At 39.9% G+C, this 22744-nt stretch carries 19 protein-coding genes and 1 pseudogene; 10 read left to right on the forward strand and 10 right to left on the reverse strand.

Annotation, left to right across the window (positions count from 1 at the left end; genetic code table 11):
* Window positions 1-303 precede the first annotated feature (303 nt).
* From I6F53_RS05455 to I6F53_RS05490, 8 genes are read right to left on the reverse strand one after another with little or no spacing between them, the layout of a single operon-like run.
* A complete protein-coding gene (locus I6F53_RS05455; protein ID WP_197178928.1) occupies window positions 304-1095 on the reverse strand; it encodes a sterol desaturase family protein in 792 nt (263 codons plus the stop codon).
* A complete protein-coding gene (locus tag I6F53_RS05460; RefSeq protein WP_197178926.1) occupies window positions 1088-1768 on the reverse strand; it encodes a CDP-alcohol phosphatidyltransferase family protein in 681 nt (226 codons plus the stop codon). The genes I6F53_RS05455 and I6F53_RS05460 overlap by 8 nt, the downstream gene beginning before the upstream one ends.
* A 57-nt stretch (window positions 1769-1825) precedes the next feature.
* Window positions 1826-2464 carry an ATP-binding cassette domain-containing protein gene (locus I6F53_RS05465; RefSeq protein ID WP_197238805.1) on the reverse strand — a complete coding sequence of 213 codons (639 nt, stop codon included), beginning with the start codon at window positions 2462-2464 and terminating at the stop codon, window positions 1826-1828.
* Window positions 2465-2519: 55 nt separating this feature from the next.
* On the reverse strand, window positions 2520-4274 hold the full coding sequence (locus I6F53_RS05470) for an ABC transporter permease (protein ID WP_197238807.1): 1755 nt from the start codon (window positions 4272-4274) through the stop codon (window positions 2520-2522).
* On the reverse strand, window positions 4271-5605 hold the full coding sequence (locus I6F53_RS05475) for an ABC transporter substrate-binding protein (protein ID WP_197238808.1): 1335 nt from the start codon (window positions 5603-5605) through the stop codon (window positions 4271-4273). The genes I6F53_RS05470 and I6F53_RS05475 overlap by 4 nt, the downstream gene beginning before the upstream one ends.
* Window positions 5592-6425, reverse strand: coding sequence for a DUF547 domain-containing protein (locus I6F53_RS05480; RefSeq protein ID WP_197238810.1), 834 nt, complete (start codon window positions 6423-6425; stop codon window positions 5592-5594). Before I6F53_RS05480 ends, I6F53_RS05475 begins: the two co-directional genes overlap by 14 nt.
* 2 nt (window positions 6426-6427) lie before the next feature.
* The gene (locus I6F53_RS05485; RefSeq protein WP_197238811.1) at window positions 6428-8581 is read right to left on the reverse strand and encodes an FAD-dependent oxidoreductase; all 2154 of its coding nucleotides are present in this window, start codon (window positions 8579-8581) and stop codon (window positions 6428-6430) included.
* A gap of 10 nt (window positions 8582-8591) precedes the next feature.
* Complete coding sequence (locus tag I6F53_RS05490) at window positions 8592-10952, reverse strand: TonB-dependent receptor (RefSeq protein ID WP_197238812.1); 2361 nt, start codon at window positions 10950-10952, stop codon at window positions 8592-8594.
* A 349-nt stretch (window positions 10953-11301) separates the two neighbouring features.
* Here I6F53_RS05490 and I6F53_RS05495 point away from each other — a divergent pair, with 349 nt between their 5' ends.
* Window positions 11302-11715, forward strand: coding sequence for a hypothetical protein (locus I6F53_RS05495; protein WP_165741369.1), 414 nt, complete (start codon window positions 11302-11304; stop codon window positions 11713-11715).
* A 284-nt stretch (window positions 11716-11999) separates the two neighbouring features.
* Window positions 12000-14516 (forward strand): plasma-membrane proton-efflux P-type ATPase, encoded by a 2517-nt coding sequence (locus I6F53_RS05500; protein WP_197238813.1) that lies wholly within the window; start codon window positions 12000-12002, stop codon window positions 14514-14516.
* Between the two features lie 89 nt (window positions 14517-14605).
* On the opposite strand, the gene I6F53_RS05505 is transcribed toward I6F53_RS05500, so the two are convergent.
* Window positions 14606-15031, reverse strand: coding sequence for a hemerythrin domain-containing protein (locus I6F53_RS05505; RefSeq protein ID WP_166420365.1), 426 nt, complete (start codon window positions 15029-15031; stop codon window positions 14606-14608).
* Window positions 15032-15376: 345 nt separating this feature from the next.
* Between I6F53_RS05505 and I6F53_RS05510 the strand changes: the two genes are divergently transcribed.
* The 3 genes from I6F53_RS05510 to I6F53_RS05520 are packed head-to-tail and all read left to right on the forward strand — an operon-like array spanning window position 15377 to window position 16194.
* Window positions 15377-15631 (forward strand): hypothetical protein, encoded by a 255-nt coding sequence (locus I6F53_RS05510; protein ID WP_197238814.1) that lies wholly within the window; start codon window positions 15377-15379, stop codon window positions 15629-15631.
* A 60-nt stretch (window positions 15632-15691) separates the two neighbouring features.
* Window positions 15692-15946: a hypothetical protein gene (locus I6F53_RS05515; protein WP_197238815.1), complete on the forward strand. Its 255-nt coding sequence runs from the start codon at window positions 15692-15694 to the stop codon at window positions 15944-15946.
* A gap of 29 nt (window positions 15947-15975) precedes the next feature.
* The gene (locus I6F53_RS05520) at window positions 15976-16194 is read left to right on the forward strand and encodes a DUF6500 family protein (RefSeq protein ID WP_166420362.1); all 219 of its coding nucleotides are present in this window, start codon (window positions 15976-15978) and stop codon (window positions 16192-16194) included.
* Between the two features lies 1 nt (window position 16195).
* On the opposite strand, the gene I6F53_RS05525 is transcribed toward I6F53_RS05520, so the two are convergent.
* Complete coding sequence (locus I6F53_RS05525) at window positions 16196-17851, reverse strand: RluA family pseudouridine synthase (RefSeq protein WP_197238881.1); 1656 nt, start codon at window positions 17849-17851, stop codon at window positions 16196-16198.
* Between the two features lie 319 nt (window positions 17852-18170).
* Here I6F53_RS05525 and poxB point away from each other — a divergent pair, with 319 nt between their 5' ends.
* From poxB to I6F53_RS05550, 5 genes and pseudogenes are all read left to right on the forward strand, one after another.
* The gene (poxB, locus tag I6F53_RS05530) at window positions 18171-19895 is read left to right on the forward strand and encodes a ubiquinone-dependent pyruvate dehydrogenase (RefSeq protein ID WP_197238817.1); all 1725 of its coding nucleotides are present in this window, start codon (window positions 18171-18173) and stop codon (window positions 19893-19895) included.
* 201 nt (window positions 19896-20096) lie between these two features.
* On the forward strand, window positions 20097-20570 hold the full coding sequence (locus I6F53_RS05535) for a hypothetical protein (RefSeq protein ID WP_197238818.1): 474 nt from the start codon (window positions 20097-20099) through the stop codon (window positions 20568-20570).
* Between the two features lie 16 nt (window positions 20571-20586).
* Window positions 20587-20997 (forward strand): hypothetical protein, encoded by a 411-nt coding sequence (locus tag I6F53_RS05540; RefSeq protein ID WP_197238819.1) that lies wholly within the window; start codon window positions 20587-20589, stop codon window positions 20995-20997.
* A gap of 128 nt (window positions 20998-21125) precedes the next feature.
* Window positions 21126-21644, forward strand: a complete 519-nt coding sequence (locus I6F53_RS05545) for a TetR/AcrR family transcriptional regulator (RefSeq protein ID WP_197238820.1) — start codon at window positions 21126-21128, stop codon at window positions 21642-21644.
* Window positions 21644-22702 (forward strand): annotated as a pseudogene (locus tag I6F53_RS05550) (alcohol dehydrogenase family protein). The gene I6F53_RS05545 and the pseudogene I6F53_RS05550 overlap by 1 nt, the downstream one beginning before the upstream one ends.
* Window positions 22703-22744 lie beyond the last annotated feature (42 nt).

Consider the following 22744-nt stretch of genomic DNA (forward strand, 5'->3'; position numbering starts at 1 on the left):
TGCATTACTTTTGATAAGACATTCCATGTCGCGTCTGTTAACATTAATCTTGGCATGAGGGTTCGGTGTAACGTTTTTTAGCGAATTCAATTATACCTTATTCTCATGCTGTTTGTTTTTTATACCGCAAAGATCAACACGCCCTAGTGTTTAGTTTAATTATTACTAGCACCAAAAACGCGGCATAAAGCCGCGCCTACAAATATAACATCACTGCTGTAGGCGCTAGTTTACCTAGCGCAGTAAAATTAGGGTGTGTGTCTAGTTTAATTGCGTAGTTTAATTCTCGAATGAGTCCACCACTCATTTATTCTTAAATGGCATAAACAGTAAACCCCAAAGCGAGGCATTTTGCTTTTGGCTGGGGTATTCTTTTAAGCCAATGTTTATATCTGCGTCGTTTTTTTTTGCTTTATCTTTGTAGCTGCCAAATAATTTATCCCACCAAATTACACTAAAACCATAGTTTGAGTTAGTTTCACTAACTACTTGGCTATGGTGAATTCGATGCAATATTTGCGTCATTAGTATTAAGCGCAGTGGTTTTTCAATGGCATTAGGTAGGCGTATATTTGCATGATTAAATAGCGCTAAACCATTAAGTGCTATTTCAAATATAAGTACCGCAATGGCAGGTACGCCAAGAGCAGTTACTGCAATGAGTTTTATAAGTATGCTCAGCACAATTTCGATAGGATGAAAGCGCAGGCCTGTACTGGTATCTACGTGTGCGTCGGCGTGATGTACGCGGTGCAAACGCCATAAAATAGGCACGTTATGAAATAACCTATGTTGCCAGTAAATGAGTATATCGAGTAATAGCATGCTTAAAACAATAGTTATTACGCTTGGCATGGCGATTTGATTAAATAAGCCTATGCCGTGTTCTTGATTATAAAGTGCCACGGCAGTTAACCCAATAGGGACCACTAAGCGCGCAATAACTGATGATGCAAACACTAATCCAAAATTAGCAAACCAACGAGTGCTGCTTTTAATGGGAGATGTACGCGCAGGCATACGCGATTCAAGCAGCATCATAATAACTAAAATGCTAAAAAAGAAACCTAAGCGCCACCATATTTCGTTAGTCATTTATTACCTCAGAATTTGCACTGCGAAGGGTGTCTTCAGCTGCTTTGTTAGCATCGGCTTCTTGTTGCTTAAGTGTATGATATCCGCCATGTATACGGGTAAAAATAGTTATGCCACACGCAATAGCAAAAATGCTCGCCATAACCGCAAAGTGCTGAGGCCAAATACAAAATGCAATAAATAGCGCTATTGTTTCAGTGCCTTCGGTCAAACCGTTTAAGTAATAAAAGCTTTTGTATTTAAATTGCGGTTTTTCGAGTTTAAATTTTTCGGCTGCAATCGCAAATGCCAAAAAGCTTGAACCCGTGCCAATAAATGTGGCAAGCAATATAGCGCCTGCAATCGCATTTTGTTCAGGATTTTCCAAAATAAACCCAAGTGGAATAGCCGCGTAAAATAAAAAATCGAGTGTGATATCTAAAAAGCCACCCGCGCTTGAACTTTGGTTTGCATAGCGTGCTAATGCACCATCAAGTCCATCTAAAATTCGATTTAAAGCAATAGCAACTAATGCGCCATACCATATTTCAAATGCAAGTAACGGCACGGCTAATAGCCCCACTAAAAAGCCAACTACGGTAAGCTGGTCGGGCGTTATACCGCGCTTGTGCATTAACGCTACAACCGGGGTTAACAGCGGCTTTATTACAGGGGTAATATATTTGTCTAACATGTTTGGTGCCTTATGCGTTTAAAGCTATGTATTAAAATCATGTATTAAAGTCATGTATTAAAGTGCGTTGCTTAAAGTAATGAGTGTGCCATTCGCAGCTTCTGCGTCGCTGTGGTCGTGGGTTACCATTATTGCGGGTAGTTTGTGATCCCGTATTTGGCTAAACACGAGTTCGCGTGTATCAACACGCAGTTGGGTGTCGAGTTTGCTAAAGGGTTCGTCGAGTAAAATGGCTTTAGGTTCGCTCAGTAGCATGCGTAATAATGCAACACGGGCTTGTTGCCCACCCGATAAGTTATCGGGGTGACGATTACCCATGTCTTTAAGACCTACTTGCTCAAGCGCGTGTTCTATTTTCTCAAAGCGTTGTTTTTTATTACCTTTGGGCATTGCAAAGGCAATGTTACCAGCAACAGTTAAATGCGAAAACAATAAAGCGTCTTGATAAAGCACACCAATATGGCGCAAGTGTGGAGGAGTGTTATCGATATTTTGACCGTTAAGCCATACTTCACCATTAGCCTTAAAGCTACTTGGTAAAGTACCTGTAAGCCAATTTAATAAGCTTGATTTACCACTGCCTGAAGGGCCCATAATAGTTAGAATTTCACCGCCATTAACTTGCTCATTTAAGCTAAGTAACAGCTCATTTTGGCGATAAAGCTGACAATTTTTAATCTGTAATGATGACTGCATTAAAAAACCTTAACCCTGATAGTGTTAAACATGGGTGCTTTATATATGTGTACGTTTAAACACGTGCACTTTTGAAAAGATATTTAGGTAAACCCCATGCCAATATAAATCCAATAAGCGGCAACGCCATTTGCATAATAGCGTACACGGCACTGGTACGTCTGCTTGCGCCATTGGCAAGCGTAACGGCTTCGGTTGTTATAGTAGCAATGCGCCCGCCGCCTGCTAAAAGCGTGGGTAGGTATTGCCCAAAACTAATGGCTAAGCCCAGTGCGGCTGCAATTAAAATAGGGGCAAACAACTGAGGCAGTTTTACTTTAAAAAACACCTTGCATGGCGCTGCGCCTAGGCTTGCTGCAACATGAGCAAAACGAGGATCTAAGCGCCTATAGCTGCTCGCAAGCGACAAAAACACATAAGGCAACACAAACAATAAATGAGTAAGTACTACATTAAAAAATGCAGCTTGGTTATTCACTAATTGTTGTATCCATACTAGCCCAAACAAAAAGGCGATACTGGGTACTAATAACGGTAAGTAAATAATTAAACTGGTAAAACGAGAAATAGGTTTGTCACTCAACTGCTCTGATTCTAAACATAATAAAGTAAGGATAATGGCAAATAGTGTGGTTACTAAACCAATTGCTAGCGTATTAAAAAGTGGGCTGCTCATTTGCATTAGCGCACTTTTAAAATGCAGTAGCGTAAATTGTTCAGGCATTGCATCTGGAAAGCGCCAAAAGCCTGCAACCGACCACATAACTAAACCAATAAGTGACAACAGTATAAAGCTAATTACTAATGCGGTGAGTACTACCGTTATTTTTTGCCAATAAAATCCGCCGTATTCACGCACTCCGTTAGTAAGAGAGTCACTAAATAACACTTTTACAGCCTTTTCGCCTCCAAGCCAAAGGGCTAATAACCCGCCTGTAACAGCCAGTTGTAATAAAGCACCTGCTGAGGCTTTAATACGCAGGTTTAAATCAACATCGTTAAACCAATGCATTATTGCAACGGCCAACGTGGGTGGTGTATTTGGGCCTAAAATAAGAGGCATTTCTACGCTTGCGCTGGCATAAGCCAATACGGCTAAAAGGGGCAAACGCAGTAGCGGATAAAGGCTGGGCAGTATTACTTTAAAAAAGGCGGTCATTGGGCAATAACCTAAGTTAAGCGCAACCTTATGTTGTTGGCGTAATTTTTTGCCAAGCTCAGGTTGGGCAAGTACGCCCAATGCCATTAATAATAAAAAGGGAAGCTCTTTGAGTGTTAGGCCTAAAATAATACTAATACCGAACGAATCATGCGGAAACATGCCGTTTGGCGCAAGTTCCCAGCCGCTCAACCAAGGCGACGCTAAGCGTGAAATCATACCTGAAGGGGCAATTAAAAACCCTACTGCAATAGCTGCGGCGGCATGAGGTATCACTAATATAGGGCTCAATAAACGCTGAATTCGGTTAAGCCAAGGGCTATTAAAAAACGCAGCTAAAATCATTAAGGTAATGATAAATGCAAGCAAAGTACTTATTAAGCCTGTTGCAACGCTTAGGGTAACCATTTGGGTAAGGCCAGGTGTTTGCCAAAGGGCATTAAAACCTTGCAAGCTAAACGTTGTTTGCTCAAGTACGGGCGCATAACCAAAGGCCGGTAGCAATACGCTAATTAAGCCACCAAGTACGGGTAGTATAAGTAAAGCGAGTAAAAATCGCGGGCTAAATTTTACAATGCGCGTAAACATATCGGTGCTGCACTGCGTTGTTGCTTTGGTATTTACTGGTACACTTTTTGAAATAACGCTCATTGGCTTACTCCATAACGGGTTTGCCAACCTTGCATAATGGCATTTACCCAGCTTGGATGAGGTTCACTCAATGTGCGTTTAATACTGTTTAAAGGCAGTGCACTTGGATGCGGTTTAGCTGTTTTAAATAAGGCTTGTTGCTCAGGCGTTAGCGTTGATTGAATAAGTACGCTTTTATCGCCCCATATATGCGCTTTTTGTTTTTCAGCTTGCGCCTCTGGGCTCATTAAAAAATTAGCGACTAATTGCGCGCTTTGCTGGTGGCTTGCATTATAAGGAATTGCCACAAAATGGGTGTTACTTAAACTGCCATCACTCATTGCATAGCTGCGAATGCTGTTTGGTAAATCATAGCGCTTTACAGCAGCTGGTACTTCGGGGGCAGAAAAAGTAAAGGCTAAGCTCAGCTCTGTATCGTCTACTAGGCGGCGCATTTGCGCGCCACTTTGCATAAAATGAGTGCCGCCGCGCCAAAGCGTTGGGTGCAGTTTATTTAAAAACTCCCACAAAGGGTTTAACACTTGCGCCGTGTTTTTAGTAGTAGCTGGTTGGTTTAACTGCGCTTTAATGTTTTCGCTGCTTTGCTGATGCAGTACAACTAAGGCGTATTTTAAAAAGCTCATACCTAAAAAGTCAGGCGGCTTTGGGTAACTAAAGCGACCAGGGTTTTGCGCGCTCCAGTTTAATAATTCGTTTAATGTAGTCGGTAGTTTATTGTTTGCTTTTCCATTTATTGCAAGGCTGTCGTAATAAAAGGTAAGTGACGCTTGCCCCCATGGTGCTTCCATTCCATTGGTAGGTAGTCCAAAATCAAAGGTTACAGCAGGATTGTTAATAGGATCGGTAAATACAAAGTTAGGTAATTTATTCGCCCATTCTTTTAAAAGGAGAGAGTGCTCGCTCATGGTGGCAAAGTTAGCCCCGTTGATCCACATTAAATCTACGCTGCCTTGGTTGCTATTGTTTGCTGATTTTTCGGCAAGTACACGACTTACTGCTTCGCTGGTGTCGCTTAATTTCACATGGACTAAATTAATGTTGTACTTAGTTTTAACTTGCTGCGCAGCCCATTGAATATAAGCATTTATTTGCGCGTCGCCACCCCATGCATAAAAGTATACATCTTGATTACTACCAAGTGTTTGAACTTGTTGCCAGCGAGATTGCTGCTGTGTGTTTATTACTAAATTACTTTTATTATTTGAATTAATAACAGTATTGGCAAGCACAGTCCTCGAAAAAACAGCTGAATTTGCGATTGTACAAACGCAAAACGCGACACAGCAAAAGCTGTATCGCGCCTGTGTTTGCCAAAACTTAATGGCGAACATTTAAATCCCAGTTGTAGTCTAAAAATTTAACTTTCATGTCATCATTTTTAAGCGCTTTTTGTTGAGCGGGTATCAGTTTAAGGGCATCAGGATACTGCAAGAAAAACTGCTGTAGCGTATTTGAACCTCTAAAACCTTTTTCAAAGTCATCGCCGTACCACTTAAATATAGAAGACACGCTTAGCGTATTTTTTTGCACCATATTACGTGTCATATCTGATAAAAAGCGCACTGTTTGCTCTTGCAATTGGCTCTCTAAATCAGAGGCTGTATACGCTTCATCTCGAAGCGCTGGGCAACCAATACTCGCGCAATTTACCGCAAAGTGAATGCGTGGGTCGTTGTATTTACCACTACCACGTATTAAACCATGCTCTATATCATCAAGGCTGCGAGTTTTGCCAAGTAATGGCACAAATTCTTTACTCCATGGTGAGCTAAAAAAGCTCCCTAAATCTTTGATTGATTCAAGATTTGGGTATTCTTTACTTGCAAGGTTAGAGACGATAAGCTCAACAGTCCAGGCGTTATAAGCATTGATTAAAAACGCAAGTTGCTTAGGCTTTTCCCACGCATCAAATTCGCTTTGCGTTACCGCCGTTAACGAATCTAAATACGCTTTTAGCTGTACATGCTCACGTTTTATTGCAGTGTAATCAACCTCAGTACTGTGACCTTGGTTAATTTCGATAACGTGCTTATTTAATAATGTATTCCAGCTATCGTGCATGCTCTGTGCTTGGGCTGCGAATGACGTTGCAAACGATGTTGCAACTAAAGCCGAGCCAAGGAGTAATGCCTTTAGAGGTGTTTTAAACATAATTAACCTCGACGCCAAGTATGGTATTTTTCAAGCAAGTTAAGCACTTTTTCAGGTGCATGAGCGCGTTTCCACTCGCCTGCTGCGTATTTGTTACCTTCAGCCCAAGTAGGGTAGCTGTGTATAGTACCGAGTATTTTATTAAGGCCTAAACCGTGTTTCATTGCTAAAACAAATTCAGCTATTAAGTCGCCAGCGTGCTCAGAGACCACAGTAACACCGAGTATTTTGTCTTTGCCTTTGGGTGTAATTACTTTAATAAAGCCTTTTGTAGCGCTGTCGGTAATTGCACGGTCTAGTTCTTCAAATTCAAAGCGAGTAATTTCGTAGTCTATGCCTTTGTCTTTTGCATCTTGCTCGTTTAAGCCAACACGTGCAACTTCTGGGTCAATAAACGTAGTCCATGGAATAACACGGTAATCTACTTTAAACTTTTTAAGGTGACCAAATAAGCCATTTACTGCTGCGTACCAACCCTGATGAGCGGCAACATGAGTAAACTGGTACGGGCCCACTATATCGCCTGCTGCAAAAATATTTGGGTATAGCGTTTCAAGGTATTCGTTAGTTACAACAGTACGGTTTGTTTCTATGCCAAGCTCTTCAAGGCCGTAACCTTTAAGGCGTGCACTTCGTCCAACAGCACATAATAGCTCGTCGTATTCAATCTCGATTTCTTGGTCGTTATGTTTAACAATAATGAATTTTTTACCATCGCGGGCTTCACAGCGTAGTGCCTGATGCGATGTTAAAATATTAACGCCACTTTCGGTTAACGCTTCGTGAGCAAAGGTAGACACTTCTAGGTCTTCTTTGATCATGATGCGCTCCGCCATTTCTATTTGCGTAACGCTTGAACCTAAACGTGCAAAGCTTTGTGCTAATTCGCTACCAATTGGACCGCCGCCTAGTACTACAAGCTTTTTAGGGGCTTCGTCTAGCTCTGCAAATTTATTCCATAATGTATCGCTTGTTACATAGCCTGTTTCTTCAATACCAGGTAATGGCGGTACAAATGGGCGTGCGCCAGTGGCAATCACAATAGTACGAGCGGTGAGTGTTTGCGTGCCGCCATCGTTAAGCTTAATTTCTACAGTCCACGGGTCGATTAATTTACCGTAACCTTTTACAACATCTACGCCTAGGTTGGTGTAACGCTCAACACTGTCGTGCGGTGCTACATCGGCAATAACTTTGTGTACACGTGCCATTACTTTTTTGAACGAAAACTGCGGTGTTGCGTTTTCTAGACCGTAGTTTTCGCCGTGGCGAATTTGCTCTGCAATTTTAGCGCTTTTAATAACTGCTTTACTTGGAACACAACCGTAGTTTAAACAGTCGCCGCCCATTTCGCCCGCTTCAATAAGGGTTACTTTTGCTTTAACAGCAGCAGCAATATAACTTGTTACCAAACCACCAGCCCCAGCACCAATAACAATCATGTTGCGGTCGAATTTTTTAGGTTTAGTATAATTTTTGTATACTCGACGTTTTTTAAACACGTTTAAGATTCCTTTTGCAATGAAAGGGAAAATACCCAATAGAGCGAATGATAAAATTAAGTTGAACGATAAAATGCCAGATAAGCTATCTATTTGAGCCAGTTGCGTACCTGCATTAACAAATACAAATGTGCCTGCTAGCATGCCTGCTTGGCTTACCCAGTAATAAGTCCATGACTTTATTGAGGTAACACCCATTAGTAAATTGATTAAAAAGAACGGAAACACAGGCACTAAACGAAGAGTGAATAAGTAAAAACCACCTTCTTTTTCAACGCCTGCGTCAATTGCAGCTAAGCGCTCAGGAAAACGTTGTTTAATAGTGTCACGTAGTAAGTAGCGTGATACTAAAAAGGCAAGTGTTGCGCCAATAGTTGATGCAAAAGAGGCAACCAATAAGCCTTCAACTAAACCAAACAATGCACCTGCGGCAAGTGTTAAAATAGCCGCGCCCGGTAAAGAGAGAGCTGTTACCACTACATACAATAAAAAGAATCCACCAATAACGAGTAACGGTGATTGCTCTTTGTAATCGCTAAACTGATCCATAGACCCTTTTAAGCCATCAAGCGTAAGCAGTTGGTGTAAGTCAAAATGAAAGAACAGGCCGATGGCAGCCGCTGCAATCAATAACAAAAATATTTTTTTAATCATGTTCTCTCTCTTAAAAATTATGGGTAAGCGTTAGCTTGGCGTTTATTGGCAACTCAGGAAAAGCCAATGTTGCACCAAAGTAACCGCCTTCAAATACAGGGCGCCAGTTTTTTTGATTCGTTACGTTGTTTACATCTAAACGTAACTTAGTACTAGGCGTAAAAGCATAGCTAGTATTAACGTTTAATGTGTACTGATCACGAATCTTAACTGTCGCCAAAAAGTCTAATGGGTAACTCTTTGTATATAGACCTGAAAAACCCGTTTGCCATTTCGAATTAATTGAATAATTTCCGTTAAAACTGAACGACTGCTCAGGAATGCCTTGAACTTGGCGATTAGAGCGTGCAAATGGAGTAAAACTAGGTGCACCAACACTGGTGCCTACAATAATATCTGGACGTGAGTTGTCGAAAGCATCTGCTACTTGCGCTGAATCTTGGCTACTTGCAGAGTTGTCGTAGCGAGCATCAATATAGCTATAGCCAGCACTTAGCCAATAAGGGTAAGCATCATAAAATACTTGGCTTTCAAAGCCGGTAGTACGAATGCCGGTATTACTCCCATCGCGATTACGTAAACTACGACGTTGGCTGAATACCGCTCCATCGGCGTACCAATCGCTGTCGGTTGGTGCGTATTTTAAACCAAATTCAACTAAGGTATTTTCGGTTGAAAAGTTTTGCGCACTAATCGTGTTGTCGCCACCAAGAGATGTGCCGCCAGCCATGCTATTTGATGTGGCTTCGTTATAACTTGCTGCGCCATAAGTGGTGTAATCACCGTTTAATCGGTAGTTAAAGCTTATTTGCCCCGAATGTAGCTTATCGTTAATGCTATCGCTGGCTGCAATTTGACCTTGTGGTGCTATTGGGTCATGTGCGTCTACGTCATAAAAATCTATGCGATAGCCAACACTCGTATGAAATTTACTTGTCCAATCAGAATCTTGCTGAATAGCAAAGCCTGTTTGCCATGAACGTGAATCGGTCGTGTCTGATAAGTTAAAGTCGCCGCTGCCATCGTTATTAATATCGTACTGGCCACCTGGAGATACAAATACACCTGGACTAATTTCAATTAAACGCGCTTGTTGTTCTGTTGTTAAAGGAATGCGACGATTTGAAAGTGGACCAGTTAAATCAATAGGGAGGTCGGCTTCGGTGGTAAATTGGCTGTAACCTAATACACGGTTGTAACGCACATCAAATGCAAAAATGGTTTGCTGTTCGCTATTCCAAAGGTAAGTGAGCTCGGTACGGTTTTGCGCGGTATCGGCACCATCTATAATTTCAACAAAGCTATTTTGTGCAATTTCTTCACGTTGTAGGTGCTGAAAATACGTAATGTTTTTAATCGATGCATTGCTAGAAAGCTCACGCTTATAAATACTGTGTAGTAAATACGTGGTGGCTTCGTTTTGATTATCAGGATCGGTAAGTACTGTGCTACGGTTAATTTTTACTTGCCCAGTAGGTGAAATAATTGAACCTGCTGCTGGTACCGTGCTGCCGTTTGCTTGCACGCCTTGGCCGGTAATATAAAGGCCACTATCTATTAGCGCTTGAGTAGGGCGGTTAATTCCGGCGTTATCGGTAAATTCAACTTGGTATAACTCAAAGTTAATATCCCAGCTGCTTTTGTCATCGGGTAATACACGTAATGATGCAAATAAGCTGTCGCTTTTAGTTCCCGAAAAATCGTAGTAACTGCCGTTATCAATATGTTCAGCGCTGACTCTAAAACCTACTTTGTCTTTTACAATGGGTGCACTGTAATCAACTAAGACACTGTATTGATCCCATCGACCTGCAGATACAGTTGCTTTGCCTTTGCTTTCATCCGTAGATGCTTTTTTAGAATGTAAGTTTACAAAACCACCGTTGCGTTGGCTTGAGCCAAATAATACTGGTGGCGCGCCTTTTACTACATCTATCTGTTCTATAGAGTTGAACGATAACGGCACACCAAAGCCATTATTACCAGCTTGACGGCGTGTACCATCTTGAAAAAGCTCACCCAGTTGCCCACGAATAGTAGGTAAACTGGGTGCGCCAAAACCACTAGCTGAATAGGTATTAGGGCTTACTGCGAGTACGTCTTGTAGGCTTGTAATATTAAGTTGTTCTATTAATTCGCTTGAAATAGGCGTTACTGAGCGGGCTATATCTTGTAGGGCTAAGTTGTCACCAAAAGGTCCATCTACCGTGGCATTTTTAACTGAAAGGCCTTGAGATTTAATAACTTGGCCTGCCACCTCAATGCGCTCTATTGTGCCATCTTTTGTTGTTTTTGATTCTTCGGCAGCAAAAGCATTAAGTGGTGTATTTAATATAGTGGCAAGGGATAGTGCTAAATATGCGTGTTTCAAACGTTTTCTCTCTACGGTTAAAATGTTGTTGGCGATAAAGACCGAAGGCTATAAAAATAACTTTCAGTTAATTTGTGTTTCTTTTTTGTTTTTTAGAACATAAGCCTAAGCAAGTATTTTAAAGTAGTACTTAAGTGCTTTAATTTAATCGTTTATGTAAATAACTGCTTTTTAAGATATTTTTAAGCATAGTATACTTTTATAAAGCATGTACGGCACTGTTTAAGTTTTATCAACAAAGACTTAAAGCGGATCGTTAATAAAAATAATTACTATTTTTTGAAATAAAAATTAAGTTATACGGTCTAGGTTACTTCATCGTTTATTAATATTTATTTAAGGAAGTTTTATGACAGGCTCAATCAATTCTGATGTTCAAAACCGTTTACAATGGTCACTTTTATCTTTGCGTTTAGGCGTGTTTATTGTAATGGTTATGTGGACGTTTGATAAATTCGTAAATCCTGGTCATAGCGCACGTATTTTTGAACATTTTTACGGTATTAGTGGCTCATCTGATATTGTTGCTTATGTAATTGGTGCTCTTCAACTTGTTTTAGTGTTGGCATTTTTAGCGGGTATTAAAAAGCGCGTTACTTACGGTATCATTTTTGTAATGCACGGCTTATCTACGCTTTCTTCGTACAATCAGTATATAGACGGTTTTAACAACTTATTATTCTTTACAGCGTGGCCAATGTGGGCAGCGTGTTTTGCACTTTACTTACTACGTGACCAAGACGTTAAGTTTACTGTAAAGTAATCAAAACTAATCGTTATAAGCCGACAGAGCTGTAACTAAAAAGTACACGGGGCTAAGCTATTTACTACTTCGGCCCCGTATATAGCCTTTCGGCAATTCTCCTCATAATCCAATTTCTTAGTCATCCTTTTAAAATAAATTTTTCATTTTATTTCAGTCTCAATATTGCGTTAGATCAAATTTAATACATTTTTAAGAACAATATCGACAGCTTTAGTTTATGTTAGCTATACGGTTAGTCGGTTTTAAAAATTATTCAACTCAATGTTGTATAGAAGGCTTGCATGAAAAAGGTCAAAATCTCATCAGTACATCAATCACCAAACCGTTCAGCAAATAAATCAACAAACAATCAAAATAGTGATGAATGGAGTAACCTCGATTTAGCGCAATTTCAAGAAAAACTAAAAACATCATCCGACGGGTTAAGCCAAATTGACGCAACACAAAGATTGGTACAATACGGGCCTAACGAACTAGCCGAAGAAAAAACAAACTTATTACTCAAATTTTTATCTTACTTTTGGGGGCCAATACCGTGGATGATCGAGGCCGCTATTATTTTATCGGCACTTGCTAAACACTGGGCTGATTTTTTTATTATTTTGGTTTTATTGTTATCTAACGTATTGGTAGGTTTTTGGGAAGAGCACCAAGCGGGCAATGCAATTGCTGCATTAAAAGCAAAATTAGCAAATAAGGCGAGAGTACGCCGCGATACTCAATGGCAAAACTTAAATGCCAGTGACCTTGTGCCAGGCGATGTTATAAGAATGCGTATGGGCGATATAGTGCCTGCTGATGCGCGTTTGTTAGATGGCGATACAGTAGAGGTCGATCAATCATCACTTACGGGTGAGTCGTTACCGGTTATAAAGTCGGCGGGTGAAACTGTTTATTCGGGATCTATTATCCGCCAAGGTGAAATAGAGGCAATAGTATACGCGACCGGTGCAAATACCTTTTTTGGTAAAACGGCGCAGTTAGTACAAGGGGAGCGAACTGCAAGTCATTTTCAGCGAGCAGTGCTTAAAATTGGTAATTATTTAATAATGCTTGCTGCGGCTTTAGTACTGCTTATAGTTATTGTTGCTTTGTTTCGCGATGATCCAATGATCACCACATTACAGTTTGCACTCGTATTAACCGTTGCGGCAATACCGGTAGCAATGCCAACAGTGCTATCAGTTACTATGGCGGTAGGCGCTCGTTTATTGGCTAAAAAGCAAGTAGTTGTAACGCGCTTAGCTGCAATTGAAGAGCTAGCAGGCGTTGATATTTTGTGCTCTGATAAAACCGGCACACTTACGCAAAATTTATTAACGTTAGGTGACCCGTTTTGTGTTGATAATGCACTTAATGAAGTAAACCGCGATGACGTTATATTGAACGCCGCATTGGCATCTCGCTCAGAAAATAACGATCCGATTGACTTAGCAGTATTACAAAGTGTAAAAGCTGAGCATCATCTAGATTCCTACTATATAGAGCATTTTCAACCATTTGATCCTGTAAGCAAACGCACTGAAGCGTCAGTTAAAAATGCTGACGGCAAAACGTTTAAAGTAACCAAAGGTGCACCACAAGTTATTTTAGCCTTGTCGGCTAATATTGAGGCAGTTAAAACTCAAGTTGAGGCGTCAATAGATGAATTTGCAGCACGTGGGTTTCGCTCTTTAGCGGTTGCTAAAACAGACGGTCAGGGTAAATGGCAATTTATAGGTGTATTGCCGCTTTTTGATCCACCGCGTGAAGAGGCAATACAAACGATTACCGATGCAAAAGAAATGGGAATGAGCGTTAAAATGGTCACCGGCGACCAAGTGGCGATTGCACGCGAAACTGCCAGTAAACTCGGTTTAGGAACAAATATTTTAGATGCCAGTGGTTTTGGTGCCGTTGAGCATCATAAAACAACGCAGCTAGATGACTCTATCGAGAGCGCGGATGGTTTTGCGCAAGTATTCCCTGAGCATAAATACCATATTATTGATGTGCTACAGCATAGAGGGCACATTGTTGGTATGACCGGAGACGGTGTAAATGATGCGCCAGCACTTAAAAAAGCTGACTGTGGTATTGCTGTATCGGGTGCCACCGATGCTGCCCGTTCAGCAGCATCTATTGTGTTAATGACCGATGGCTTGTCGGTTATTATTGATGCAGTTAAAGAGAGCCGAAAAATCTTTCAACGCATGAACAGTTATGCAATTTACCGCGTTGCAGAAACACTTCGCGTATTACTGTTTATGACCATGGCGATATTAATTTTTAACTTTTATCCACTAACAGCCGTGATGATAGTGATGCTTGCGCTACTTAACGATGCGGCCATTTTATCTATTGCGTACGATAATGTGCATTATCAAAATAAGCCCGAAACATGGAATATGCGACTCGTTTTAGGGATCTCTTCAGTACTGGGGATTGTTGGTCCAATAGCTGCCTTTGGTTTGTTTTATTTAGGCGATAAAGTATTTGAATTTGACCGCCCTCATCTTCAAACCTTAATGTATTTATTACTATCGGTAGCGGGGCACTTAACTATATTTTCAGCGCGTACTCGTGGTCCATTTTGGTCAATTAAGCCGTCAAATATATTAATGGCAGCGGTATTTGGTACGCAAATTATAGCAACGTTGATTGCTGTTTACGGCGTGTTTATGACTCCACTAGGATGGGGATGGGCATTTGCTGTATGGGGATATGCCTTGGTGTGGTTTTTTATTAATGATGGCTTAAAACTAATTGCCTATAAAGTTTTTGATCCAACAGAAGCTCCCTTACTAGAGAAAAATTAGCACATAGGCTTAAAAAATGGTTATAAGCCAAGTGGCTTATAACCAATAAGTACACAGGGAGTGTTAAATTCGGTTTATGATTTATGCAACTAGTGCATAGCATCGTTGTATTGTTTTGCTAGGCTCTCTTTTTGCCCTTCGGTCAATGCTTTACCGGCTAATTGAAATACTTCATGTTCTTCTTCACTCAGATGATGGTGCACTAAATGATGCAACTTTTTAGCTGCAACTAACCATGCAGACGAGCTCATTTCGGTATCTTCAAGTTGTTCAATTAATTCATCAATTTCGTGATGTTCAGCTACGCTGTGGCGCGCTTTTTCATGAGTTAAGTCATCAAACATAAGGGGGTTATAAAAGTAACGTTCTTCAAATTTTGCGTGATCTTCTAATTCCGTTTTTAGCTCATCCATTAGCTTGTGGCGCTGCTCTGTGTCGCCGTGTGTTTGAATAAGCGCATCTACCAATTCTCGTTGTTTGTCATGATCGTGACGTAGTGCTTCAAAAATATTCATAACTCATCCTTTTACAATTTATTTGTTTATATCATTAATTAGCAAACTAAATGCCAAATATTAAGTTGATGTATTTTAATGAGTTTATTTTTATTTTTTATTTTCAGGCTGCTATTACTGTAAATTTTACAGTGACATGAATGCAAAAATTTCAGGCTTTTACATAGTTCAATTATAAATAGAGTATAAATCCCTACAGAACCTTACAAATACTTACTGGTTGTTTATTCTATTGCAGTGATAAAGTAGCAGCGTTATTTAGGTACAACCTATATATTACTCCCACATATAATACCAATCGGTATAAATGCAAGTAGCACGTTAACTTAATAGGATAGTTTAAGGATGAACATAAAAAGCCTCGTCGTCGCATTATTACTGTGCGCTTTATTAAGTGCATGTAGTACAGCCCCGCGTTCAGACCCTAACTTTTGCATTGAAGAGGCTGAAATGGTTGATCGAAATGGCGCTCAAACAAGCACAGAGGTTTATAATCAATGCATAAGTGCGCAAATAAAAAAAGATGAAAAAAACGACACTTTCTTTGATGCAGTGGGGGCGTTCTTTTTTGAATTTTTTGTAATGGTGGTAGAAAAGTAAATACGGCTAACTTTCAGCTATAGTCTAAAGCAAATAAGTTGCGTAAAAATAGGATTAGTTATGAAGCAATTTTTGATAACAATTTCACTTTTATTATTATTAAACGGCTGTGCAGCGCAACCTTATGCGGGCTCAGCAAAGTGCATGGAGCAAGCTGATATTGCATACGAAACCGACACACTTAAAAATGAGCCATTAGATAATGAATGCAAAGCTACAAGAGTAAATACGCCTAATAAAGAGCTTGAGAATCATGGCTTGGTTGATCGAAGCCTTTTACAGCTAATGGTTAGTTTTTTAAATAGCGTATTTTAATAGTAAAAATATAATTAAATAAGGTATGTATGAGGGAAGAACTAAGAGCAAAAATAATTACTGTATGCGATAAAAAAATAGCCAGCAAAGGCGAAAACGTTGGGCTTTCTTTTTATGCATTTTTTGCCAATAAAAACGACAACCCAGAGCTACTCATGGAAGCAGCTACTTGGTGGATACACATTCATAAATTAGATCATTTTGTAAAAGCAAAGACCATCAAACAAATGATCTTAGATAGGCTTTAGCTTAAAAATCTGCGGCTACTTCAAACTCTAATCGCTTAAGCGTAATTGGGTGAGTAAATGTTAAGTATTCTGCATGTAAATGTAATCTATCGGCTTTTTTTCCGTAATGTGTGTCGCCTATTATAGGCATGTTTAAACCTAAACTGTGGGCACAATGCACTCTTAATTGATGAGTTCGCCCTGTTTTAGGGTATAACTGTAATCGGGTAATATTGTTATTACGATCTAAAACCTGCCAGGTAGTAAGTGAAGGTTTTCCGTGTTTGTAACACACCATTTGGCGCGGTTTATCATCAAAGTCGAGCACTAAGGGTAAATCGATTACTCCGCTATCCTCAGCTACGTTACCATTAACTAATGCGACATAACGTTTATCTATGGTGCGGTCAATAAACTGCTTTTGCAGCGCTTTGTGCACGCGTTTATTAAGTGCAATCATCAATAACCCAGAAGTCGACATATCTAATCTGTGCACAATTAGCGGGCCTGAAGCCTCTGGAAATTGCGTTTTAATACGCATATACACTGAGTCTTCAATATTAACGCCAGGTACTGATAAAAACTCAGCAGGCTTATTTACCACAAGTAAATCGTCATCTTTATAAACAATACTTAGATCTTTACCCTGAGCTGGGTTGATAAGTAGCGGGTTATCTTCAACGTTTAAGCCCTTTAACATGTGCCCAAGTATTGGTTGGCATTTGCTATAACAAGAAGGGTAGTAGTTTTTATGTTGCCTAATTGCTGATTTAGGCGCAGCTCCCCACCAAAACTCTGCCATAGCAATTGGTTTTAAATCGTGCTTATAGGCGTATTGTAATAATTTAGGCGCTGCGCAATCGCCAGCACCCGAAGGTGGAGTGTGCTCTGGTAGTGCTGCAAATATGGCATTTAAGTCTGTAACCTCAGCATTTGCATTTAAAAATTGGTACTGCGCAAATAACTTTTTTTGTAAGCTTTTAGAAAGCGTTTTACGGCGTTTTTTCAAATGAGCAATTTCATCAGTAATATTAGTGTGTGTTTGCTGTAATGATTCTATTATATTTTGCCAATAGGCTTTAAGTGCCAGTAGTTGCTTTTTTTCTACGATGCTTTGCCCTGCAAGCTTATTTTTTAACTGCTCAAAATCACTTTCGCTAAGCTCTAATTCGCCTTCGGTACGTTGTATTTTACGTTGCTGACGACCAGCTTGCATTACCGCCTGTTGAGCTAATAGCGCCTGCTGGTAGCTCTGTGTTGCATCATCAAGTTTGCTATTAACTTCAAGTAGTTGTTCGCTATTTTCTAACTGCTCAATTTGAGCATTAATATCGTTAATTATTTTACTTTGAGCCAAATAGCTTTCGTCTTGTAATTGCATGCTAGAAACCGGCGGTACAAAGCTAATATTGCCTTTATCGTCTTCAATTTGCCCCGAATAAGCACTCAAAAAGCCTAACTGTTGCTTAGCGTTTTGCACTACTAAAACCCCAAACATTTTACCGGCATTGTCTGCTTTTAAATGCGTTAAAGTTTCAAGTTGTTGCTGTAATTGTTTTGTGGCTGCTACAGCTAATGGTTGCGGCTCGTAATAAAAAGGGAAAGTAAACTTTTCAGGAAGCGCGAGAGCATCAATATTTTGAGAAAATAACGTAAAGCAAGAAGCAGAATTTGACATAGATATAAGAAAAGTATTCAGTAAAATAATTGAGCGCATAATAACATATTCATAGTTAAGCCACTAAAAATCTCACACCCGCTTATTTATGGACACTTTAAAGCCCACATTCATGTTTTATGTATCAGTATGAGGTCGCAACAAACTTAATGCATTTTGTTTGTTAGCAAAGTCTCAGTAGTAATATATCTATCATTATTAAAATATCTAAGCTTATTTTTTCTCATTAATTGAGCGCATTTCGAAACGATAACTTACCGGATAGATCAGAGGCAAAAATCAATTTACAGAATAGCTGAATATTTAGGAGTTCTTTATTATGAGTCAAAACATTGCAAGTTTTATCACTAAAACCCTTGAACAAGCTGGCGTAAAGCGGATTTGGGGAGTAACTGGCGATTCACTTAACGGCATTAGTGAAAGCCTGCGAAAAATGGGCACAATTGAATGGCTAGGCACTCGCCATGAAGAAGTTGCCGCATTTGCAGCCGGTGGCGAAGCGCATTTATCAGGGGAGCTTGCGGTGTGTGCTGGCTCGTGTGGTCCGGGTAATCTTCATTTAATTAATGGCTTATTTGATTGTCAGCGAAATAATGTACCTGTATTAGCAATTGCTGCACATATTCCTTCATCTGAAATTGGCAGCAGCTATTTTCAAGAAACCCATCCGCAAGAATTATTTAAAGAATGTAGTGTGTATTGCGAAATGGTGTCGAGCCCCGAGCAAATGCCTTACCTGCTTGAAACCGCAATGCGACAAGCAATATTAAACAAAGGCGTAAGCGTACTTGTATTACCTGGCGACATTGCATTAAAAGAGATGCCTAACACTATCAAGCCAAAATGGAACGTGCCAAAACCAGCAACGTATACGCCCGCTTTATCTGATATTGAAGCAATGGCGACTCATCTTAATAAAAGTAAAAAAGTAACCTTATTATGTGGTGCTGGTTGTAAGGATGCCCACGACGAAATTGTTGCGCTAGCCAAAAAATTACAAGCACCCATAGTGCACGCCATGCGTGGTAAAGAATTTATTGAATACGACAATCCTTACGATGTTGGTATGACCGGATTTATTGGTTTTGCATCGGGCTATCATGCAATGCAAGAAGCCGATACGTTACTTATGATTGGTACGAGCTTTCCTTATCGTGCATTTTATCCCGAAAATACCACCATATTACAAATTGATAATCAGGCAGCGTCACTCGGGCGACACGTGCAAATTGATTGTGGTGTATTAGGCGATACAAAAAATTCAGTAACCACACTGCTTGATTATATTAAAGGTGAGCGGACAAGTTCGCACTTACAAAAAAGTGTTAAAAATTACAAAGAGTCGAGACAAGATCTCGATGAACTTGCCAGTGGAAAAACGTCGCAAAATTTAATTCACCCGCAATATCTAACGCGTTTACTAAATGAGAAAGCAGCAGACGATGCTGTTTTTACTTGTGATGTAGGTACGCCAACAGTGTGGGCTGCGCGTTATTTATCAATGAACGGTAAGCGCCGTTTAATCGGCTCGTTTAATCATGGCTCTATGGCAAATGCGATGTCGCAGGCAATGGGCGTTCAATCTGTAGATAGAGACCGCCAAGTAATTGCAATGTGTGGTGATGGCGGATTTTCCATGTTAATGGGTGATTTAATCTCGCTTAAACAGCTTAATTTACCTATCAAAATTGTTGTTTATAATAATCGCTCACTTAGTTTTGTGGCGATGGAAATGAAAGCCAGTGGGTTTTTATCAAGCGATACTGATTTAGAAAACCCAAGTTTTGCTAAAATTGCAGAAGCCTGTGGCTTAAAAGGGATTCATGTGGAGGACCCTGAAAAATTACCATCGGCAATGAACGAAATGATGAATCACTCAGGACCTGTTGTTTTAGAAGTCGATACTGCAAAACAAGAGCTTTCAATGCCGCCGCAAATTAAGCTAGAGCAAGCAAAAGGCTTTAGTGTGTACATGATGAAGGCGTTAATAAACGGCAAAGGAAACGAAATTATAGAGCTTGCCAAAACTAACTGGTCACGCTAATTAGGTTACTTCCCTATTGAGTGTTATATCTCGATAGGGAAGTGCTAAGTAATAATCCTCACTATCATCTTTTATTATTAATAAGCTAAGGCTGCTGTTTGTAAGTAACTGAACTAAAATAGAAAATCATATATGGTTTATCATTAAATTAATAAAAATACGCATAAAACACTTCTACTTCATAGAGGGAACGGAGCAATAATGAAATGGAAATCGGTTTTACTGTCGCTGGCTGTTTTATGGCTTATTCAAGCTCAGCAAAGCAGTTTACGCACCAGTGAATACGCAAATATAATTTCTGATTTAGATAAGGTTAATTCACTTGGCGAATGTGAGATTTCGACCGAAATTACAAGAGAGTGGCCATTATCTTGGGCTATAAGCGGCGCAGAAATTACCGTTAAGAACAAAAATACGTTGCTGACAGCAACAACCAGTAAGTTTAATAAACCAGATCGTAAATTTCTTAGTACACATAATACTCACTACCACTTTACGTGGACTGAAACCAAAAACAACGCTATGTTTGCATCATACATGGACGTAGAAATAGAACCCGCAGGTAAAGTTGCAGGCCTTATAATAGGCAATTGCTCTGACTACCCCGAAGCCCCTGAATTAATAGGGTATTTAGAGCGTTGTAATAGTGTTGTAGAGTCAATTAAGTGTTTGTAAAAGTAGGTATAAAGCGTTGATTAAAATTGAAGACTTTTCTTTAGCATGGCGATGGATTAGCGCATCCCATGGTGATTTTTCTAAAGATACATTAAACAAACTTATTCCGTTGAGTGAAGAGCAAGCAAGAGCATTAATTGCCACCACTCCTATTAACTTTCCGGTTGGCGCAAAAAGATTCGACTCCACAGAAGGAAGTGAATTAACCCGCCAATGGTTAAAGGGCTTAGGAAATGATTCGCAAACAGTAACAATTTGTTGGGATCAAGAAACAGCATTAACCCTTCCTTGGTTAGTTTTTTGTGATCACTGGGATGATTTTTGTTATTCATCAAGTGATGATATAAATTTTTATTTAGAAAGCGGCGAACTGTTTTTACGCTGGAATCATTATGAGGTTTTTGAGTTTGATTCAAGTGCAATGTAATACTTTCTTTTAGTCCAAACCTACATTTTATTCAATTAATAACCCCGCATAAATTTTCAAATATTGACCGTGTAGAATGAATGCTCTACCATGTTGGTAGAGTGTTCGTTCTACATGGGTTTAATACTATGCTTAAACAAGAAATAGCAGCGGCTTTAGAAGTCGCCTTTAGTCAGCATGGCTTTGCTGAGCCAAGCGTCGCAAAACTGCAAAAACTAAGTGGCGTTAGCCTTCGCACGCTTTACAAATATTACCCTTCCAAACAAGCAATGATCGTTGCTGCACTTGAGTATCGACATTTACGATATATCGCTTTTTTACTAGAAGGAGCTCCAACAAAAGGGGCTGATTGCATAGTGCATATTTTTTCACGATTAAAGCATTGGATGGAGCAATTTGCCCCTAATGGCTGTTTGTCGATTAATGCGCTTAGTGCTTTTCCTGATGATTTAGAAATTAGTAGCGCCGTACAAAAACATAAAAATGAGGTAAGGCAATTACTTGCGCAGCAGAGCTTACAGCCGTCACTTGGTGATGTTTTATTTTTACTGCACGAAGGTGTTTCGAGTGCATGGCCTGTAATGGGTGATGATGCGGTTATTTCGGCGCAGCAAAGCGCTTTATTATTAATTAAGGGGAAAAAGTAATGACTCATTTACCAACAACTATGCAAGGTGTACAGCTTACGGGGCATGGCGATTTTAGTATGCTTAAATACGCGGCAAACATAGCACTGCCAACACTTGGCGCAGACGATGCTTTAATTAAAGTTATGGCGGCGGGCGTTAATAATACCGACTTAAATACGCGTACAGCTTGGTATTCTAAATAAGATGAAGGCAGTGAAGATGCCAGCTGGTCTGGTAACGCATTAGTATTTCCGCGCATTCAAGGTGCAGATGTATGCGGTGTAATTGTGGCTGTTGGCGAAAGTGTTGATAAAAGTCGAGTAGGTGAGCGTGTATTAATTGAGCCTTGTATTGTTAATGCTGCAGGTGAAGTGCTTGAGACTCCTTGGTATTTTGGTTCTGAATGCGATGGTGGGTTTGCACAGTTTACCTCTGTTGATACTAGCCATGCTTATAAAATTAATAGTAACTATAGTGATGTAGAGCTTGCATCATTTCCTTGCTCGTATTCCACAGCCGAAAATATGCTTTATAGATCAAAAGCTAAACAAGGCGAAACGGTTTTAATTACGGGTGCATCTGGTGGCGTAGGCTCAGCTGCTGTGCAACTAGCTAAAGCACGTGGCGCATATGTTGTGGCTGTTACAAGTAAAAGTAAGGCGCAGCAATTAAAAGATTTAGGTGCAGATAACGTTATTTTTCGAGAAGATGATTTAATCCAAACATTAGGTAAAAACAGTGTTGATGTAGTTATCGATTTGGTTGCCGGCGAGCAATGGCCTAAATTGTTAGAAGTATTAAAACCAAAAGGGCGTTATGCGGTTTCAGGAGCGATTGGTGGCCCATTAGTTGAGCTTGATATACGCACACTTTATTTGAAAGACTTAAGCTTTTTTGGCTGTACGGTGTTAGAGCCTGAGGTATTTAAAAACTTAATACGCTTTATTGAAGAAGAAAAAATAAAGCCAATCGTGGCGCATACTTTTCCTCTTACAGAAATAGTGAATGCGCAGCAGGCGTTTAGTGAAAAACAACACGTAGGAAAAATTGTTTTAACAATACCGCACAGCCAATAGCAATATAAATAATAAAGCCCATTACTTTAAAGTTATTGGGCT

The sequence above is a fragment of the Pseudoalteromonas sp. SWN29 genome, assembly GCF_015864465.1.
Lineage (GTDB): Bacteria > Pseudomonadota > Gammaproteobacteria > Enterobacterales > Alteromonadaceae > Pseudoalteromonas.